Origin of the sequence: Salicibibacter cibarius, assembly GCF_016495725.1 — a bacterium.
Lineage (GTDB): Bacteria > Bacillota > Bacilli > Bacillales > Marinococcaceae > Salicibibacter > Salicibibacter cibarius.
The window spans coordinates 4,076,548-4,094,148 of the sequence record NZ_CP054705.1; the positions used below are offsets into that span (position 1 = coordinate 4,076,548).

Below are 17,601 nucleotides of genomic sequence, written 5' to 3' on the forward strand. Positions count from 1 at the left end.
TTATAATGTTGAAACCCGCTATGAAAGCTAAAGAGGCATCGTTATGCTTAATTTACCATCTATAGCTGTTTGAACACAGTTTTCCATACTGCCAAAATAAATACCACGGTCTAGCAAACCAGGGCCATAATGAGCAAATTTTCCTGAGTTAGTCATTAGTGTATGCTTGCTTTTAGAAATAATAGAATTATTGAGCATACACAGGCATATATTCGTATTGAAACGGGCTCCGAACTTTTCAATTTCTGCTACTAATCCCTTGTTCTTTGCTCTTTCGTAAACAAAATCATTGGTAGTTATTAGAAACTCTATTCTTGGATCACAGTATTTCCCTGAGACAAGTTCTGATAACTTATAACATTCATCTAATGAAAAATGGGGACTTCCCATGAGTACTTGATCAACCTTTTGGAAGTGAGCTGTGGACAATTTTTTCCAAACATCTATAAGCTCATCTCTAGTTATCTCCCATTCTTCAGGGGGATCATTATCACCAAAGGCAGCCTCAATTGTCGGCGCCTCAGGTGTAATTCCGACCATATGGAACATTCCCACTGCTCCTGCAGTGGCTGCTGCTGCACCAAAAGCTTTTAGATCATCTGAAGAGGGGGAATCTGGTAAGCCGTCAATGACTGGAACTCCACTCCCCACATAACTGCCCACAAGATAACCCAATACTGGATAAAATGTAGAGTCAATTTTTCTTAGATCAGGCAATTTAATAAGAATAGTTCCAAGCCGCTCTTTATTCAAATGATATCCCGATAATGGAACTCTCCCGGTTAGGGCTGCGCAAATATCAATAAAATCACCGTAACGATTTGTACGAGATCCAATCACACTGTTCGCGTATGCTACAGCATTTGACTCTGCCCAAGCAATGTGTTCACCAAAAACAGGTGGATCAGGTAACTGATACGGAGCGCAAGTAAAGGTGGGTTTTGCACCCATATGTTCGTAGGCAAGTGCAAGACGATCAGCCATCATTGCATAGTTCTCGCTCACCCCTTGTTCTTGCCATCGACTACGATCAATTGAGATAGCGTTCATAGTTGTGGGAACAATTATATTCCCCCTTCTTGTACTAAGGTTTCTGCGAAATGTAAACTAGCTTTGCCTGTATAAATACAACCGTCAATATGCGCGCGAGTAATGTCGATTAAGCTAGTAGCGCCTTGTACCTCTGCCATACGTAACAATATTCGCATAGCAATTTGACTAGCAGCCCCATGATATCCATCTAAAATGTCTTTATCATAATCAGATAACTCGACATTGCTCATAATTAAAAAAACTCCTCTTGCCATATTTACAAAATACAAATTATTTGCTTTAAATTATGATCGGAGTACAATTACTTCTCCATCAATACGAGCGTAAGATGCATTCAGAACTAAATTAAAAGAATCATTGTCTAAAACAAGGATAGGAAGTTGCCTCACAAAAATCTCATCACAAACGATTGCCCCTAAGGAAATAATCTCATCTGGTTTGTTTATTACAATTGCAGAAGGAGCAGTATTCTCCATAATTGCCTCTAACAAAACACCACTTCCACTACTAGATCCTCGTCCCGATGGTAAAGCTAATATCTCGCCGGAGATTTTATGCCCGTGAAGAGGATGATGACGATCCACAATTTTACCACTTGAGGGATCAAACCCACCCCAAAAACTTAAAGATTTCGTTGTTCCTATAATATTCCCTTCACCTTTTCCTTGAACAAGTGGAGCTCCCCTTATTTTTATCATTCCTTTTTATCCTTACTTGAAATTTGATAATGTCTGATATTTTGTAGAGTTTCATGCATAACGACAACCTCCTGCTACTGGAACAGTTATAGGTAATCCTGCTGATAGAGAATCAACTTTCAAATTAAAGTATCCTCCCCACATTTGCTCCTTCAAAAATTGCGTCACTCAAGCGCCTTGGTGCAATGGCATCACCAATAAGATGTAATTCAAGATCAGGTATAACCTGGGCTATTTGATCGTATAGTCTGTTCTCTGCTGATTGATACCCAACTAGCACAACAAGATCGGCATCCTTGATGATCTTCTTGTGATCAGACCAAACGTTACTTAGTTGAATACCTTCATCTTTTTGACCAATCAACGAATGGTTTGGGAGAAGGGTAATGTTATTTTGGGTCAAAAGACGATATATTTCTGGTTTTTGCATTTCATCGAGATCTTCAGCTACGGACCACAGCGGCGTAGCAAGTTCAACCTGTGAGGCACCAGCATTTGCTATAAAATTCGATATACTAGCTCCACGAAACTTACCTTCTTGGTCATAGATCAAAACCTTAATCCCTGGTTCAATTGAAACCTTACCGTCCAAAACATCAATATCCGTTACACAGCGGGTCCTCATCTTCTTGGTTATACTGGAAATGCTTGGATTAGATCCTGTTGCAATAACAACGACATCTGGATTCAAAGATAACAATGTTTCTGGTGACACTTCTGTTCCACAACGAACATCGATACTTAGTCTTGTTAACTCTTTTTCAAGCCACTTGATGTGTTCGCCGTAATGAGGCCGTTCAGGAGCAGCTGACGCTGAGACCACTTGTCCTCCAAGATAATTTTCACGCTCCATCAGTATTACCTCAAGTCCACGTTCAGCAGCCACGCGAGCTGCCTCCATTCCCGCAGGACCCCCTCCGACGATGATCATCCGCCGAATACTTGTTGCTGATTGATAATTTTCCAATGTTTCGTCTTCTATCGCGGGGTTAACAGTACAAATCATCGGCATTCCCGAATACAACCTTCCAATACAACCCTCAGTACAGGCATTGCACGGCCGAATACGAGAAATTTCTCCTTCCATTGCTTTTTTAGGCAAATCAGGATCAGCTATGATTGCGCGTGTCATACCAACTAGATCACAATCCCCGGCAACTAAAGCCCTTTCGGCCTGATAAGGATCAAAGATTCGCCCAGCCACTAACACCGGGACAGAAAGGTTCTCTTTCATTCTATGTGCTGCATGGTTATAAGTACCACGTGAAAAAGTATCTCCAGGAACAACACCTGCTTGTCCAGCATAAGATGCAGCATTCCCACCAGAAATATTAAAAAGGTCAATATGGTCTAACTCATCAAGCCTCATAGCAATCTCAATCATATCATTTTGATCAAGCCCCAAATCATCAGTAATCAGATCTCCAGCCATTCTAAAACCGATAATAAAATCATCCGAGACAGCTTCGGCTACTGCTTCAATAACCTCTACGGAAAATCGCATACGTCCAGTCAAGTCTCCTCCGTAACGATCTGTTCGGTTATTAATGTATGGACTCCAAAATTGTTCAATCAGGTGACCTCCGAAAGACGTGATTTCAATTCCATCCCAGCCACACCTTTCAAGCCGCGCAGCTGCTTCAGCGAAGGCTTCCACAATTGACGGTATTTCATCGGTACGTAATACATGTGGTATTTCACGATGTACACCCTCTGGAATTTCAGATGGCGCCTGAAGGGGCCGACCACTTATAGAAGAATTTCCACGTCTACCCATATGTGTCGCTTGAGATATGATGAGAGCATCATGTTTATGAACCCTTTCAGCAAGATCCTTCAATAAAGGTTCATTTTCAGGATTCCATAGACTTACTGATCCGTACGAAGCAGATGATTCCCTGTACACACTCGCAGAACCAAATGCCATAATTAAACCAGCTCCTCCGGCTGCTTTTTGCTCGAGATAACTAACGTGCCGCTCAATTAACAACCCAGAATCAAACCCTGGAGCATGAGCGGTCGATACTATCCTGTTCTTTACTTCTCGTTTGCCGATACGGTGAGCACTGAACAAAGTCTTGAAATCGTTCCTTGTATCTATATTTTGATTAATACTCATTCTTTCTCCTCCTTGTGAAAATAATCTAAGAATTCACCTAGGTTGGTGTGACAATGGTTTCCCACTATCCACCACGTTTATAGTTGCGTTGAAATTGCAGGTATGGGGTAGCTATAAAAGGTTATTTAAAAAATGCACTATAGTTTTCGGGCAATTTTTGCACCATCAGCCATTGCTGACTCAACAGTTCGTGGTGCTAGGCTGTCACCAATAATATGCACATTTTCTAACTTACTATTTAAAGAATGATAGATACTGTCATTAGCTTCGTTTCCCAAGCACGTTACTAGCATATCCACGTCAGACATTACACTCTCCTTACCAGAAAATACATTTTGGGTAATTACATTATCTTGGTGAATTTTTGTTACCTTGTTATTAGGAATAAAATTCATTCCATAGGAAAATAGACGTTCATACATAGGGGTACGCATAGTTGGATGGATGTCCTCTCCTACAGAAAAATTAGGTGTAACTATCTGTACCTTCGCCCCCTTTTTAGCTATTAACTCAGCACAACTTAAAGCCATCTGGCTTCCAGATTCCCCCCCAACATGATCCCAAATAATTGCATTTTTTACAGTATCATTCTTGCTTTCGAGAACTTCATGAGGGGTTACTATTCTAAGATTAGAACTAGCATCGCCTTGTAAATCTGGTATCCAGGGGCGTGAGTAAATTGATATTGGATAAGAACCTGTCGCTATTACAACTGAATTGGGTTCTAAAGCTACAACTTTATCAGGATTCATTTCTGAATTCGTATAAACTTTCACTCCTAGTTTTTTGAGCTGGTTTTCCTGCCATTCAATGATTTTCATCAATTCATCCATAGCCGGGGACGTTGCCCATTGTCGTAGCTGCCCCCCTAAAATGCTTTGCCTTTCGAAAATTTCAACCGAATGCCCCTTTAGCGCTGTTACTCTAGCTGCTTCCAATCCAGATGGGCCGCCGCCTATAACCGTTACTTTCTTTGGTTGATGTGTTGATACCAGCGGTTTTAACTCCCCAACACGCCCAGCCTCTGGGTTATGAATGCAACGTATTGGAAGTCCCTCAAGAAGTTTTGAAATACAAACATTTGCCCCAACACATGGTCTGATGTCATCACTTCTACCTTGTTGAATTTTGCTTACTATATTAGGATCTGCTATATGAGCTCGAGTCATCCCAACCATGTCAGCTGAACCATCGCTAATTATTTTCTCAGCATGAGTAATCTCTGTTATGCGCCCAACTGTAAACACTGGTAAATTAACAACTTCCTTAATGTTTTTCGCTAAGTCAACAAAAAGACCATGTGGTGCAGGTGTTGCAGGCCAATGAGCCCACCTTTGAAAACGATCTAAGTTGGTTCCAGATATTACATTAATATAGTGAATTTTACCAGTTGATTCAAGTCGCTTAGCTATGTCCTGTGCCTGTGTTAGATCCAGGCCGCCCTCCACTTTTTCATCGGCGGATAAACGAACTCCTATAATCACTCCCTCACCAGCCTGTTCGCTGACCGTCTCAAGAACCTCGAGTAAGAAACGCATTCGATTATCTAAACTCCCGCCATAATTATCGTTTCTATGATTTGAATATCCTGAAAGGAATGCCGCAATTAACATACCATGTGCAGCGGTTATTTCGATACCATCAATCCCCCCTCCTTCACTCGCCTTGCGGCTTCACCAAAAGCCCCGACTACTTCTTTAATTTCCTCTTTCGTCATCTGATGGGGAGTCTCACGAACAAGTTCAGAAGCTACAGGCGAAGGAGCCCAGAGCGGCTCCTCTAATAAAGACGACCAACCATAAGCACCAAAATGTGCTAATTGGGTAATTATTCGCCCTCCTTCTGAATGGACAGCGTGAGCTAATCTCTTATAACCCGGTATAATGCTATCATCATGATTTACTAAACAATGATACTCATTCATTCCCGTGGGATGTACTGATGTTGCCCCAGTAGTTTGGATACCCGCTCCACCAGCTGCAAGAGTGCGGTGATACTCAATATATTGATCTGTAGGTAAGCCGTTTTCAGCTAAACCTGGCTGGTGAGCTGATACTAATACTCGATTTCTTATAGTCATGGGACCCACTTGGATCGGTGATAAAAGACTAGGAGCGTTTTGTTTATCATGTTTAAGCATTTATATCAATCCTTCCTATATTTATTTCCACAAATTTTTTTAACGGTAGATCTTTATCAAAGAATCGTTATATTCGTTTACTTCATTGAACATTTTCGTTCAAATTTACGTCTTAATTTTTGATCACATTATGGCAGTTTTGGTATTTTTCCTTAATCAAACATTATTCGAATGAAAAATGACTTTGTTTTCCAAAGCGTATAACTGACCGAAGGCAAAGCCATAGCGATAGCACCTAAATCCTTCGGCTGTTCCCAATAAACAGCTTGTTGTAACTGCCTCTGTACCAGTCCATTAAACACGCCCGTTGTTATTTCTTCAACTGAGACCTTACTTTTGTAACCAGCGCTGCATATTACCTGAACGCCCTAAAACTTTTACAACTCCTTTAATAGCAGAATAAGAAGCAAAACATGTACTCGTTTTTTTTCCCAGGGGCCAAAATAACTGAGCCATCACCAGATATAATTTTTGGATTATATATTTTGAATCTAAAATGATCTTGCTAAATTAACGTTCATAACATTTTGGCATTTATAAATAGGTGTCTCATCAAGTCATTATTTTCCAAATTTACCGAAATAATGCATCAAAATGGAATAAGATTGACAAATAAACAAAGTTCACTCTACACAGTATTGTCATATCTAATTTTACAGTTACATTTGTTTATCAACAGGTGATGTTTGTTTCATTGGTCGAAACATAGAAATAAACAAGGCAATTACTAAAACAAAACCTACATAGCCTATTAGAGGGAAAAGTGTATTCACGAGATCGACAAAGCCGACAAAACCTAACGGAAAAGCAAGTAGGAGGACAACGACTACCACTCCTTTAAACTTTGGGGTCCCCGTTTGAACGAATCGGGCAGTAAAACTGTAGAACATGGCTACTGCTGTATTAAAGATCATTCCCAAGAAGCCAATTGCCATGAAAGTACCAAGGATTGGAGAAATTTCTGTAGCAAGAGCTAGTGTTGGCATATCAGTGCCCTGTAATTGATCAATGTTTGCATACAATGCCAAGTTGAGAATTACAACCATTAACCCAACGATGATGCCTCCTACGATCCCACCCAATCTCGCTGATTTTTTATCTTCTTCCGTCGCTCCAATCACTATCATCATTGCCATACTAATAGCATAGCAAAGTGCAACATAATTCACAGAACTTACTAACCAATGTGGCCCCGCAGAAATTTGATCACGAGCAATAATATCTAATTCATTAAAGTTAAAATCACTTATTAATAAAGAATAAACAACTACTATCAGTGTAAGCGCAACCATGTATGGGGTTATATAACCTATAACTGAGGTTACATTCGCAGTATTCAGAAACATTGTTAAAGCCACAAGAACAATCATCAATACATAACCGACGACCGGCGAGATCGCAAACTGCTGTTCAAAAAGAGATCCGCTTCCCGCGATCATAACTACACCAAACCCGAATAAAAAAAGTGTCAGCGCAATATCAAGTACAGGCCCCAAATATTTACCACAAAGGTAGTAAATGGTTTTTTTATGAGAAGGTACTTGTAGTCTTTGTCCTAACTTAATGAATTGATATCCGAAGATCGGAAAGAAGATAGTTGTAACTAAGGTTCCCATAATTCCCCATAGTCCAAAACTGGCAAAATACTGTACAATTTCTTGACCTGAAGCAAACCCAGCTCCAATTATTATCCCTACATAAGCACCTGCCACCCGAATGACATTTTTCATATAAACACCCTTTAAATAAATTTTGATATCTTTTAAATAGACTGGACGATTATGGGCAGCTTTTGCAAGTATTCAATAATATTATTTTTTTCTAGACTTATTTAATAAATTTCCGAGATTGTTAATCAATCCACGGTTACGATAAGTTGTATAAAAGCTTACAAGGAAATCAATGAAGGCCAGCAACAAATCATTGATCAACTTTGTATTAAACTTTAAAATTATAATCGCCAGCTAGTATATCGAAGTAAGGATGTTTTCTTTTGATTCACAACCCTAACTTGAATTAACCTTTCGACTTGTTGTTCATTTGAGTAAAGAGATCTAGATAAAACCTTGATATGGTTTCTGACTAGTAGAATGGTGAATCCAATTTATTAAAGTTATAAAGTCATAAACAGGGAGCTGTACATATCTTTGTATATCCTCTGCATACGGTGGTAAATCACTACATTCTAAAAGAATAGTAGCTATATCTGGATTATCATTTACTAAATTAATAGCAGAAGTAACCACTTCTTCCCTCACTTTTTCGTTATCAAAAGATCCTCTACTCTCTATAATGGCTGAAAACTCAGGTGAATTACTTAAATCGGCTATAACATAAGAACTTGAATCATATACTCCACAACTTTTAAATAAACTTTCCTTCATTCCTGCTTCATACGCTGTTAATACACCAATTTTTTGGCTCGATTTCAATCCTATTTTAATCCATGGAATTTGAACAACACTTGATAAGTACACTGGTATATTAACAGCATCCGCCACCTTGTCCTGAAAATTCCCAAAAAAACCACATGCTGAGGATATTGCCCGTGCTCCCTCTGCCTCTAACTCTTGAGCAACTGCAATTATACTTTCCAAAAGACTCTCATCACCATTTAGTAACCTGGGAATTGTACAATTAGGTACCTTTTTAAGTCTTACTGGAAAATTATACGTACTCAAGTTAGCTACATTACCAGGTAACACTGGATACCAAGCTTCGTCTAGATAAAGTATACCTACTGAATAGCCAGATATATATTGCCCTTTTTTTTGAGTTATTACAGTCTGGATTGTATTTTCGTTCAAATATCCATACTCCCTTTGGTGAAGGGATTTTTCGATATCCATATAATTAACCCCTTTGCATTCATCTACTTAGGTATTCAAAGCGGGATTACATCAACCTTTGATATTCCGCTTCACATTAATTCTTGTTTTAACATTACAACACTTCTGTATTCGTACGTATTAATCAAACATTAGCGGTCTTGCTAATTTATTTATGGCAGCACCATCAACCATTAGAGATTGACCACTGACATAAACAGACTCATCTGAAGCAAAGAATAGACAAGCATTCGCTATATCTTCAACCGTTCCAATTCGGCCCATAGGTTGAAAATCCAGGGCTTGGTTATAAGCGTCTTCCGGGTCGGGCAAGGTGGCAAATGTTCCACGTTCAAGAGGGGTGTCTACCATACTTGGGCACACGGCGTTAACTCTTATGTTATGCTCTCCGTAATCCAAAGCCATTTGTCTCGTTAACGCTTGTAGACCTCCCTTAGCGGCGGGATAAGAGGCAAAACGTGTAATTGTTTTTTCCGCATGCCAGGAACCTATATTAATGATTGAACCACCATTTCGATTGATCATTTCCGGAATTGTATATTTTGAACCTAGAAATGGTCCTGTTAAATTAACATTCATGACCTTTTGCCAGTCATCAAGCGTTGTATCTACGACAGATTTTCTCACCGCAATGGCTGCATTATTTACCAAAATGTCAATACCGCCAAATTGTTTTTTAGCGGACTCTACCATATCTATGATACTTTGCTCATTACTCACATCGGTCTTTACAAAGATAGACTCAATACCAGAATCCCTTAATTCGCTCGAAACCTTTGAACCAGTCTCCTCGTTAAGCTCAGCTACAACAATTTTGGCACCTTCCCTCCCAAACGTTTTTGCAATTTGCTCACCAATGCCTTGACCCCCGCCGGTTATGATTGCCACCTTTTCCCATAATCGCATCATCTTCTCATCCCTTTCTTCGATACTTATATTTTACGAAACTACTTATTCCTTTTGCCAACTAAATGTTTAAATTATGGCCTTTTCAATCACTAAATCATTTTCTTTAAATCGCTCAAATCTTAACGGTCTTAAATCAATAGTTTCATAGACTCCCTTGCTAATCAGCTCAGCCAAACCCTTTCCGACAGCTGGTGCTTGTTGCATCCCATGGCCGCTAAAACCACAAGCCAAATAATAGCCATCGAGCTGAGGATGTTTCCCAACAATCGCGTTCTGATCTTTTGTGTTATGCGTATACAACCCGGACCAACCGCCAGTTACTTTAGCCTTTTCAAAATTTTTAACCCGATTTCCTAAAACTGGCCATAATTGGTCAATAAAGTATGAGCGTTTCCATTTAAAATGAATACCTGGCTTTGTATCTTCTGCAAAGCCCGAGAGTAGTTGATTTCCTTCATGACGAAAATAAACACCTGTAGGATCGACCGTTAAAGGAAGTCCTTTCTTTAACGGTTGTTCCGAATCAAATTGAAATACTTGTCTTCTCAAAGGAACAATAGGTAAAGGCAAACCAATTTTTTCACTAAGATAACCTGACCATGGCCCTGCACAATTTATAACGACACTCGCTTTATATTCTTGACCATTGTTTAGACGAACACCTGTAACGTTATGGCGATCAGTGAGGATAGTATCCACCTCCTCATAAATATATTGAGCTCCCAATTTCTTAGATTGTTTGATGTACCCTTGCATCACAGAGTATGGATCCAAATATCCGTCCTTGGCACAAAACAGACCACCTGCAAGATCATCAGTGTTTAATTCAGGTATGATCTTTAGCAAGTCTTCTTTATTTAGTAATTCAGAGGGCACTCCATGCTTATGTTGGACCTCTAAATGCTCATTTAAATAAGGCATATTTGCTTCTTTGCCTAACAGTAAATAACCTCTTTGTTTAAAATCTATTTCAGCCTTCTCATGATTATCTGCCATGGCCTCAGCAAATTTTTTATACACCTGATGACTGAATTGACTTATTTGGATATTGATATCTGTTGTAAATAGCTGTCTTATTCCTCCTACACTTCGAGGTGTGGAAGAAAATTCATACGTCCGATCCTTCTCAAAGATGAGGATTTCCCCTTCATAACCATCATTTAATAAATTATAGGCTATGCTTGATGCTATGACGCCTCCACCTATAATGATGATGTCAGCTGTGTGTTCCATGTGTTATGCCTCATTTCGATGATAAGTTTATAAATACGTCCATTTCAAATATTGAAAATATCATTTAATAAACATTCTTACTCAATGAACCTCATAAACTGCTTCTGCTATCTCCTTAGAAATGTAACCATTCATAACATCAAACTTCACCTTATCCGGATCGCGTTGCTCTGGGTTTCCGTAGCCACCTCCACCTGGAAGTTTTAGAGTAACAACATCTTCTGGATCAAATGTGTATAGGCGTTTGGATCCTAAATAGGTTTTATCATTTAACAATACCTCTGCTTTTGCTCCGGGCTTACCGCCGGCTAATCCACGAGGAGGATAATTCATACAGTCAAACATCGTTGGAAAATGCCACGGTTGATGAGTACGAACACCAAAGCGAATGATTTGCCCAAGTCCGCCTCGGTATTTTCCGCTTCCTCCGGAATCCGGGCGAAGCTCCTTTTGAAAAATCACGAGCGGTGAATTGCTTTCAATGATTTCTACAGGTGTTCCGCGAACACCGGAAGGAAATCCTGTTGCAGATAAGCCATCTTTTGTAGGGCGAGCACCCATTCCTCCAGTGCTAAACGTCACATAGGAAAAAGACTCGTCTTGTAAGTCTTTCCCATATACTTGCACACTCCAAATGGAGGTTGAACCTTCAGCAATCGTCGCATCAGGCATGGCATGATATAAGGCACCTAGAACGCAGACAGGAGCAAAGTGCCCAATAATGTGTCGTGCCGCTGTCGGCATGGGATATGAGGCGTTAAGAACACAACCTTCAGGAGCGTCGACTCGAACGGGACGAAAACTCCCTTCGTTATTGGGAATGTCCGGTGCAATCGCTGCCTTTATAGCGTAGGTTACATAAGCTAACGTATAATAAAGGCTTACATTTACTCCTTTTGAACTTGCTGGTGAAGATCCTGAAAAGTCTACCGCAAATTCATCCCCTTGAATAGAAACGGAACATTTGATTTTTATAGGTTCAGATACTCCATCCGTATATATCTCATTTTCATAGGTTCCATCAGGAATACCTGTGATGGCTTTGCGCATTGCTTTTTCTGATCGTTGAATGATCTCATGACCTAAAGTATCAATCTCTGTCAGGTCAAACTCTTCCAACATTTCAAGCAGACGTCTAATTGCTACTTCTTGAGCAACAACTTGAGCACGTAAATCTCCCAACACCTCATAAGGTGCCCGAACATTAGCTTCAATGATCAATTGTAAACTTTCATTCAGTTGTCCCGCTTGATAATACTTCATATATGGGATATGGAGGCCTTCTTCATGGATACTTTCACCCTCGGGATTATATCCCCGACCACCTATGTCTGTCACATGACACGTAGATGCAAAATAACCAATAAGATTCGCATCGTAAAAAGCAGGGGTAACGATGGTGACGTCAAGAAGGTGACCTGAAATTTCGTATGGGTTGTTACCTATGAGAACATCTCCGTGTTTTAAGCGTTCACTCGGGAATTCTTCTAGAAAATGCTTTACCCCTAAAGCCATTGTGTTAATATGCCCTGGTGTCCCTGTATTAGCTTGAGCAATCATATTTCCATGACTATCAAATAACCCTGCAGATAAATCACCAGCATCTGATAGGATATTTGAAAATGAAGTTCTTATCAGTGTTTTAGCCTGCTCCTCCAAATTCGTGATCAGTCGATTCCACATAACCTCTACTTGAACAGGATCAAACATATTCCTGCTGCTTTCTGTCTTGGTTATCATAGGCGCTCTCACCCTTTGCTTTTAAGATTAAGTTGAAATAACGATCAATAGTTGCGTTATAACTTGGTGTTACTACCATCGTTGATTCTCTCTCTTCGATGATTGCCGGTCCAGGGATCTCAACACCCGGATTTAATGTTGACCGATCATACACAGATGTCATTGTATATGTGTCGTATTCTTGAAAATAAACGTCACGTTTATTTTTCACAGGAGGGTTCATTCCGTTGTTCTCATCACTGGAGTTGATGGAAAGTTGCGGATGTGGTCCCTGGACCACTACGCGCCAATTCACCGTTTCAATAGGCACCCCTTCACTTGCCTCTGAATATAATTTTTCATATTGCTGCTTAAAATTTTCGTGTATCGATTGTATCGAGGAATGATCTATTTCCCCATTTGGGATAGGCACACTAATGTCATGATTCTGACCGGCATATCTCATTTCACAAGTACGGATCACTTGTATATCAGCATCTTTTACACCTGATTGCTTAAGAATGGATCCGCCCTCGTTTTCCATGTCCCTAAGAAGTTGGGTTACTTCTTGAAAATCTAATTGATCAAGTCGCCCGGCATAACTTCGCACAAAATCAAACGAAAGCGGCGATGACAGAAAGCCGAAGGCGGAACAAACGCCTGCACCAACAGGAGAGATCACCTCAGACACACCAAGAATATGGGCTACATTACATACATGAACCGGACCCGCTCCTCCTGTCGCAAATAATGGATAATTTCGTATGTCCTTGCCTTTTTCAACGGCGTGGATACGTGCTGCACTCGCCATATTTTCATTAACAATACGGTGAATGCCCCAAGCTGCTTCTATCGTATCAAGCCCAAGTGGTTTCGCTACCTTGTCTTCAATCGCCTTGTAAGCAGCCTCCATATCCAAATGCATTTCTCCACCTAAAAAATAGTTCGGATTCAAGTATCCTAGAATTAAATCGGCATCGGTAATGGTGGGTTGTGTCCCCCCCTTTCCATAACACGCTGGACCTGGTTCAGAACTCGCACTTTCTGGTCCCACTTTTAAAAGATCCATTCTATCAATATGGGCAATGCTACCGCCTCCGGCACCAATTTCAATCATATCAACAACCGGTACTTTGACAGGTATGCCGCTTCCTTTCATAAAGCGATGTTCTCGCCCCACCTCGAATTCGTTGGTAATTAATGGCTCCCCATTATCGATTAAACTTGCCTTGGCTGTTGTCCCACCCATATCAAAGACATGCAGGTTGTTAAGGTCACATAATTTGCTGTAAAATGCACCAGCTATCGAACCGCCTACAGGCCCTGACTCTAAAATGCGAATGGGGAAACGACAAGCCGTATCAACCGTACAGGTGCCACCGCCTGATAGCATCATATGAAACTGACCAATAAACCCTTGATCAATAAGATCGTTTTCCAGTTTGGTGAGGTATCGTTCAACTAGCGGCTGTACATAAACATTGGCAATTGTTGTGGAAGCACGTTGATACTCTCGGATCTCAGGCGATACTTCTGAAGATAAGGAAACCCTAATATGAGGGGTAACCTCCTGGGCAATTTCATAAATTCTTTTTTCATGAGTATCATTTTTGTAGCTATGCAGCAAACATACGGCGACAGCTTCAACGCCTTGGGCATCTGCTTTTTTAAATATTTCCTTTACTTCAGTTTCGTCTAAAAATGTTAATACTGATCCATCAGCCAGGGTTCTTTCCCTAACAGGAAATCTCATGCTTCTCGGCACCAGGGGGGTTGGATTCTCTATAAAAAGATCATATAAGTCATAACGATTTTCATTTCCTATTTCGATCTGATCACGAAAACCCTCCGTTGTAATAAGTGCAGTTTTTACACCCTTTCGTTCAATCAAAGCATTAACAACTAGAGTTGTTCCGTGTATGATCGTTGTGATGTCGCTATAGGAGAAACCATACTTTTTTAGATTCTCATCCAGTCCTTTTATGAAACCGGCGGATGGATCTGGATATGTCGTTAACGTTTTCCCGAAATATCTATTCCCCATCTCATCAAGAATGACTATATCTGTAAAAGTTCCACCAATATCAACCCCAACACGAATAGTTGACATATTCTTCCCTCCACTACGCTTAAGTATAAAATATTCTCCTCTTAATTCTTCAATTATCAAAGGTAGCTTGTCACGGGTCAATGGCCACTTTAATGATGGCAGGCTCCCCTTAATAGATTGATCTTAGGTAAAGCAGGCACCGTTTCTTCGTGCCCCACACGATAGATGTTATCGCTTTCATTTCCTTAAATATAATTTTGTATACGTTTCACAGCTTCTTGTAGCCGTTCCGTTGAAACAGTCAACGATATACGGAAATAACCTTCACCTGCTGTTCCAAAAGCTGATCCAGGTGTTACGACAACACCAGCTTTTTCAAGCATAAGATCAGCAAATTCCCCTGAAGTATACCCTTCCGGTACAGGCGCCCAGATGTAAAAACTCCCCTTTGGCGGTTCCACTTCTATACCGATAGCATTCAGTCCCTCAACCATCACTCGGCTACGCTTTCGATAAATCTCAACATTGTTTTGGACGCCCATTTGATCACCAGTCAATGCAAAGGCTGCTGCTTTTTGAATAGGGATAAACTGGCTTGTATCCATGTTACTTTTCACAACAGACAATGCCCTGATGATTTCCGGATTACCAACCACATATCCTATACGCCACCCAGTCATGTTGTAACTTTTAGACAAAGATCCGAATTCTACAGCTATACTTTTCGCGTTTGCAGCTTGAAGGATACTCGGTGCCGGCCCGTCAAAAGTAATCATATTATAAGCAAAATCATGAGCTATAGAAATATTGTTTACTTTCGCAAAATCAATCACTTGATTAAAAAAAGAAATATCCACCGTGGCAGCTGTCGGATTCCCTGGATAATTAAGATACATGAGTGTCGCTTTTTGTTTAATTTCTTCTGGAATCGCCGAAAGATCCGGATGAAAATGGTTGTCTTTTGTCAGTGGCATGTCGTAATTTTTACCACCAGCGAAATACGTAGCCCTTCGATAAACACCATAGCATGGATCTGGAGTCAAAACATAATCGTTCTCATCAATGACTGCAAAAGGAAGATGAGCAATCCCTTCCTTCGATCCAATGAGGGCAAGCACTTCAGTTTCAGGATTTAGATCCACATTATATTTCTTTTTATAAAAAGAAGCTACTGCTTCTTTGAATTCAGTACAGCCACTAAAAGAAGAATATTTAAAATTATCCGGGTTATTAAGTTCATCAATAAGTTTATCAGTAATCGATTTTGGTGTTGGAAGGTCGGGATCCCCCATGCCTAAGTTGATGATATCTATTCCGGATCTTTTTAGCGCATCTTTTCTTTGATTGATGTTAGAAAAAACGTATGGGGGTATATCCGCTACCCTGTTGGATATGAGAGACATTTTTATACAACCTTCCTTATTTTTTAAAGCCCAGATTTTCAGAGATTTCATCTGCCGTTTTTTTTGTCTCTTCCTTTATAAACCACTCTCTATCCTCCTGAAATCGAGTTGTAGGGCCACTCACCGTTATTGCAGCGACCACCTCCCCAGAATAATCTCTTATAGGAAAAGAAATGCCCGTTGTGTCTAAGTCTTGTTCCCCTTGACTGATAGAAAACCCTTGCTCATAGATCATCTTTAAATTTTTTCGAAGATCTTCCGTTTCCAATTTTTCGAGCATTTTGTCTTGCTTGTCTTTTGACATGTGAGCAAACAGCAATTTGGGCCCGGATCCAATATAAAGCGGAGAACTTTTCCCTACTCTCGTATATAGACGCAATGCTTGGTGGCTCTCCACCTTTTCAATGTACGTCGCCTGTTCACCGTCTACGATGACAAGGTGAACTATTTCATTAATGGCTTGGCACAATTCTCTCATATGAGGTAACGCCACATTTCTTAACTCCAATTGTTCAGATACCATATGCCCGAGTTCCAGCAACTTTAGACCCAGACTGTATCGGATATCTTGATCCGAGTTTTTCACCTTTCTTAAAAATCCGCACTCCTCCAAAGATGCTAGTAACCTATATACTGTTGGCTTTGCCATATTTGCGCGATTAGTGATTTCACTTAAACTCAATTCCCTATGTTGATCAGTGAAAAAATCAAGTAGTTTTAATGCTTTCACAACACTTTGATTCATTTAGTTACCCTCTATTTCATTTATTGAAACACCATTTCAAATTATCTCCTTAAATTTTAATGCACTATATTAGTAGTGTCAACCAATATTGAAAAGTTTTTATATAAATATTTTATTTAGCCTCTACTCGATTCATCTCTACCTTTTTTATATTTTCATTTTTTCATGTCGAATGGTCCAAACAGATATGCCTCTATATATAGGGGTTACTAAATAATCCCTATCTTATTTCAAATGAATAACGGGGAACGTCTAGTGACTAAAAAATAGGATTGGGTGTTCCTGCCCCTCCAAAAAATTTCGTAGAGTTTTCGAGAGATTCATAGCCAGCTCTGGGGACGATCACCATTTCACTTGCCCTCGACGCGCACAAATAGAGACCAAACACATCGTTCGCTTGCCTCGCCGCATTTTTCCCTCACGTGGGCTTTCCGTCACCCCCTTGTTGCTCAATGTGTTGTTGCTACACCTGGCTTGCCATGACCTTTATCTTTCGGTGCTTCGGGTGACGATAAGGTATCGATATTGTCCCACGTTTAACGTAGGCAGCCTCATTGTATAGATTATGTTATGTCTCGAAGTTCAACTGTTGCCGAAACGCTTGACGAAGTTTTTCCCCCTCGGGTTCTTTTACTTTGCCACCGAATGATAACTTTTCCGTCCATGGCTTCTGTTGTTCCTAT

The 17,601-nt window shown here is 40.2% G+C and carries 11 protein-coding genes and 2 pseudogenes; all 13 read right to left on the bottom strand.

Annotated elements, in window-relative coordinates:
• Window positions 1-27 precede the first annotated feature (27 nt).
• A pseudogene (locus tag HUG15_RS20590) lies at window positions 28-1,307 on the bottom strand (aconitase X).
• A gap of 30 nt (window positions 1,308-1,337) precedes the next feature.
• A complete protein-coding gene (locus HUG15_RS20600) occupies window positions 1,338-1,751 on the bottom strand; it encodes an aconitase X swivel domain-containing protein (RefSeq protein WP_200125380.1) in 414 nt (137 codons plus the stop codon).
• Between the two features lie 124 nt (window positions 1,752-1,875).
• Entirely contained in the window at window positions 1,876-3,870 is a 1,995-nt protein-coding gene (locus tag HUG15_RS20605; RefSeq protein WP_200125383.1) for an oxidoreductase, read from the bottom strand.
• A 137-nt stretch (window positions 3,871-4,007) separates the two neighbouring features.
• On the bottom strand, window positions 4,008-5,048 hold the full coding sequence (locus HUG15_RS20610; protein WP_425504064.1) for an FAD-dependent oxidoreductase: 1,041 nt from the start codon (window positions 5,046-5,048) through the stop codon (window positions 4,008-4,010).
• A pseudogene (locus tag HUG15_RS23775) lies at window positions 5,037-6,010 on the bottom strand (oxidoreductase); the annotation flags it as partial. The pseudogene HUG15_RS23775 and the gene HUG15_RS20610, both read right to left, overlap by 12 nt.
• Window positions 6,011-6,669: 659 nt before the next feature.
• A complete protein-coding gene (locus HUG15_RS20620) occupies window positions 6,670-7,740 on the bottom strand; it encodes a YkvI family membrane protein (RefSeq protein ID WP_200125389.1) in 1,071 nt (356 codons plus the stop codon).
• 324 nt (window positions 7,741-8,064) lie between these two features.
• Window positions 8,065-8,859, bottom strand: a complete 795-nt coding sequence (locus tag HUG15_RS20625; protein WP_200125391.1) for an aspartate/glutamate racemase family protein — start codon at window positions 8,857-8,859, stop codon at window positions 8,065-8,067.
• 120 nt (window positions 8,860-8,979) lie between these two features.
• Window positions 8,980-9,765, bottom strand: coding sequence for an SDR family NAD(P)-dependent oxidoreductase (locus HUG15_RS20630; protein WP_200129080.1), 786 nt, complete (start codon window positions 9,763-9,765; stop codon window positions 8,980-8,982).
• Window positions 9,766-9,834: 69 nt separating this feature from the next.
• Window positions 9,835-11,001, bottom strand: coding sequence for an NAD(P)/FAD-dependent oxidoreductase (locus HUG15_RS20635; protein ID WP_200125393.1), 1,167 nt, complete (start codon window positions 10,999-11,001; stop codon window positions 9,835-9,837).
• Between the two features lie 81 nt (window positions 11,002-11,082).
• Window positions 11,083-12,741 (bottom strand): hydantoinase B/oxoprolinase family protein, encoded by a 1,659-nt coding sequence (locus tag HUG15_RS20640; protein WP_211202295.1) that lies wholly within the window; start codon window positions 12,739-12,741, stop codon window positions 11,083-11,085.
• A complete protein-coding gene (locus HUG15_RS20645) occupies window positions 12,704-14,830 on the bottom strand; it encodes a hydantoinase/oxoprolinase family protein (RefSeq protein WP_200129081.1) in 2,127 nt (708 codons plus the stop codon). Before HUG15_RS20645 ends, HUG15_RS20640 begins: the two co-directional genes overlap by 38 nt.
• Before the next feature lie 185 nt (window positions 14,831-15,015).
• Complete coding sequence (locus HUG15_RS20650) at window positions 15,016-16,173, bottom strand: LL-diaminopimelate aminotransferase (RefSeq protein WP_200129082.1); 1,158 nt, start codon at window positions 16,171-16,173, stop codon at window positions 15,016-15,018.
• A gap of 16 nt (window positions 16,174-16,189) precedes the next feature.
• Window positions 16,190-16,918 carry an IclR family transcriptional regulator gene (locus HUG15_RS20655; protein ID WP_200125397.1) on the bottom strand — a complete coding sequence of 243 codons (729 nt, stop codon included), beginning with the start codon at window positions 16,916-16,918 and terminating at the stop codon, window positions 16,190-16,192.
• Window positions 16,919-17,601 lie beyond the last annotated feature (683 nt).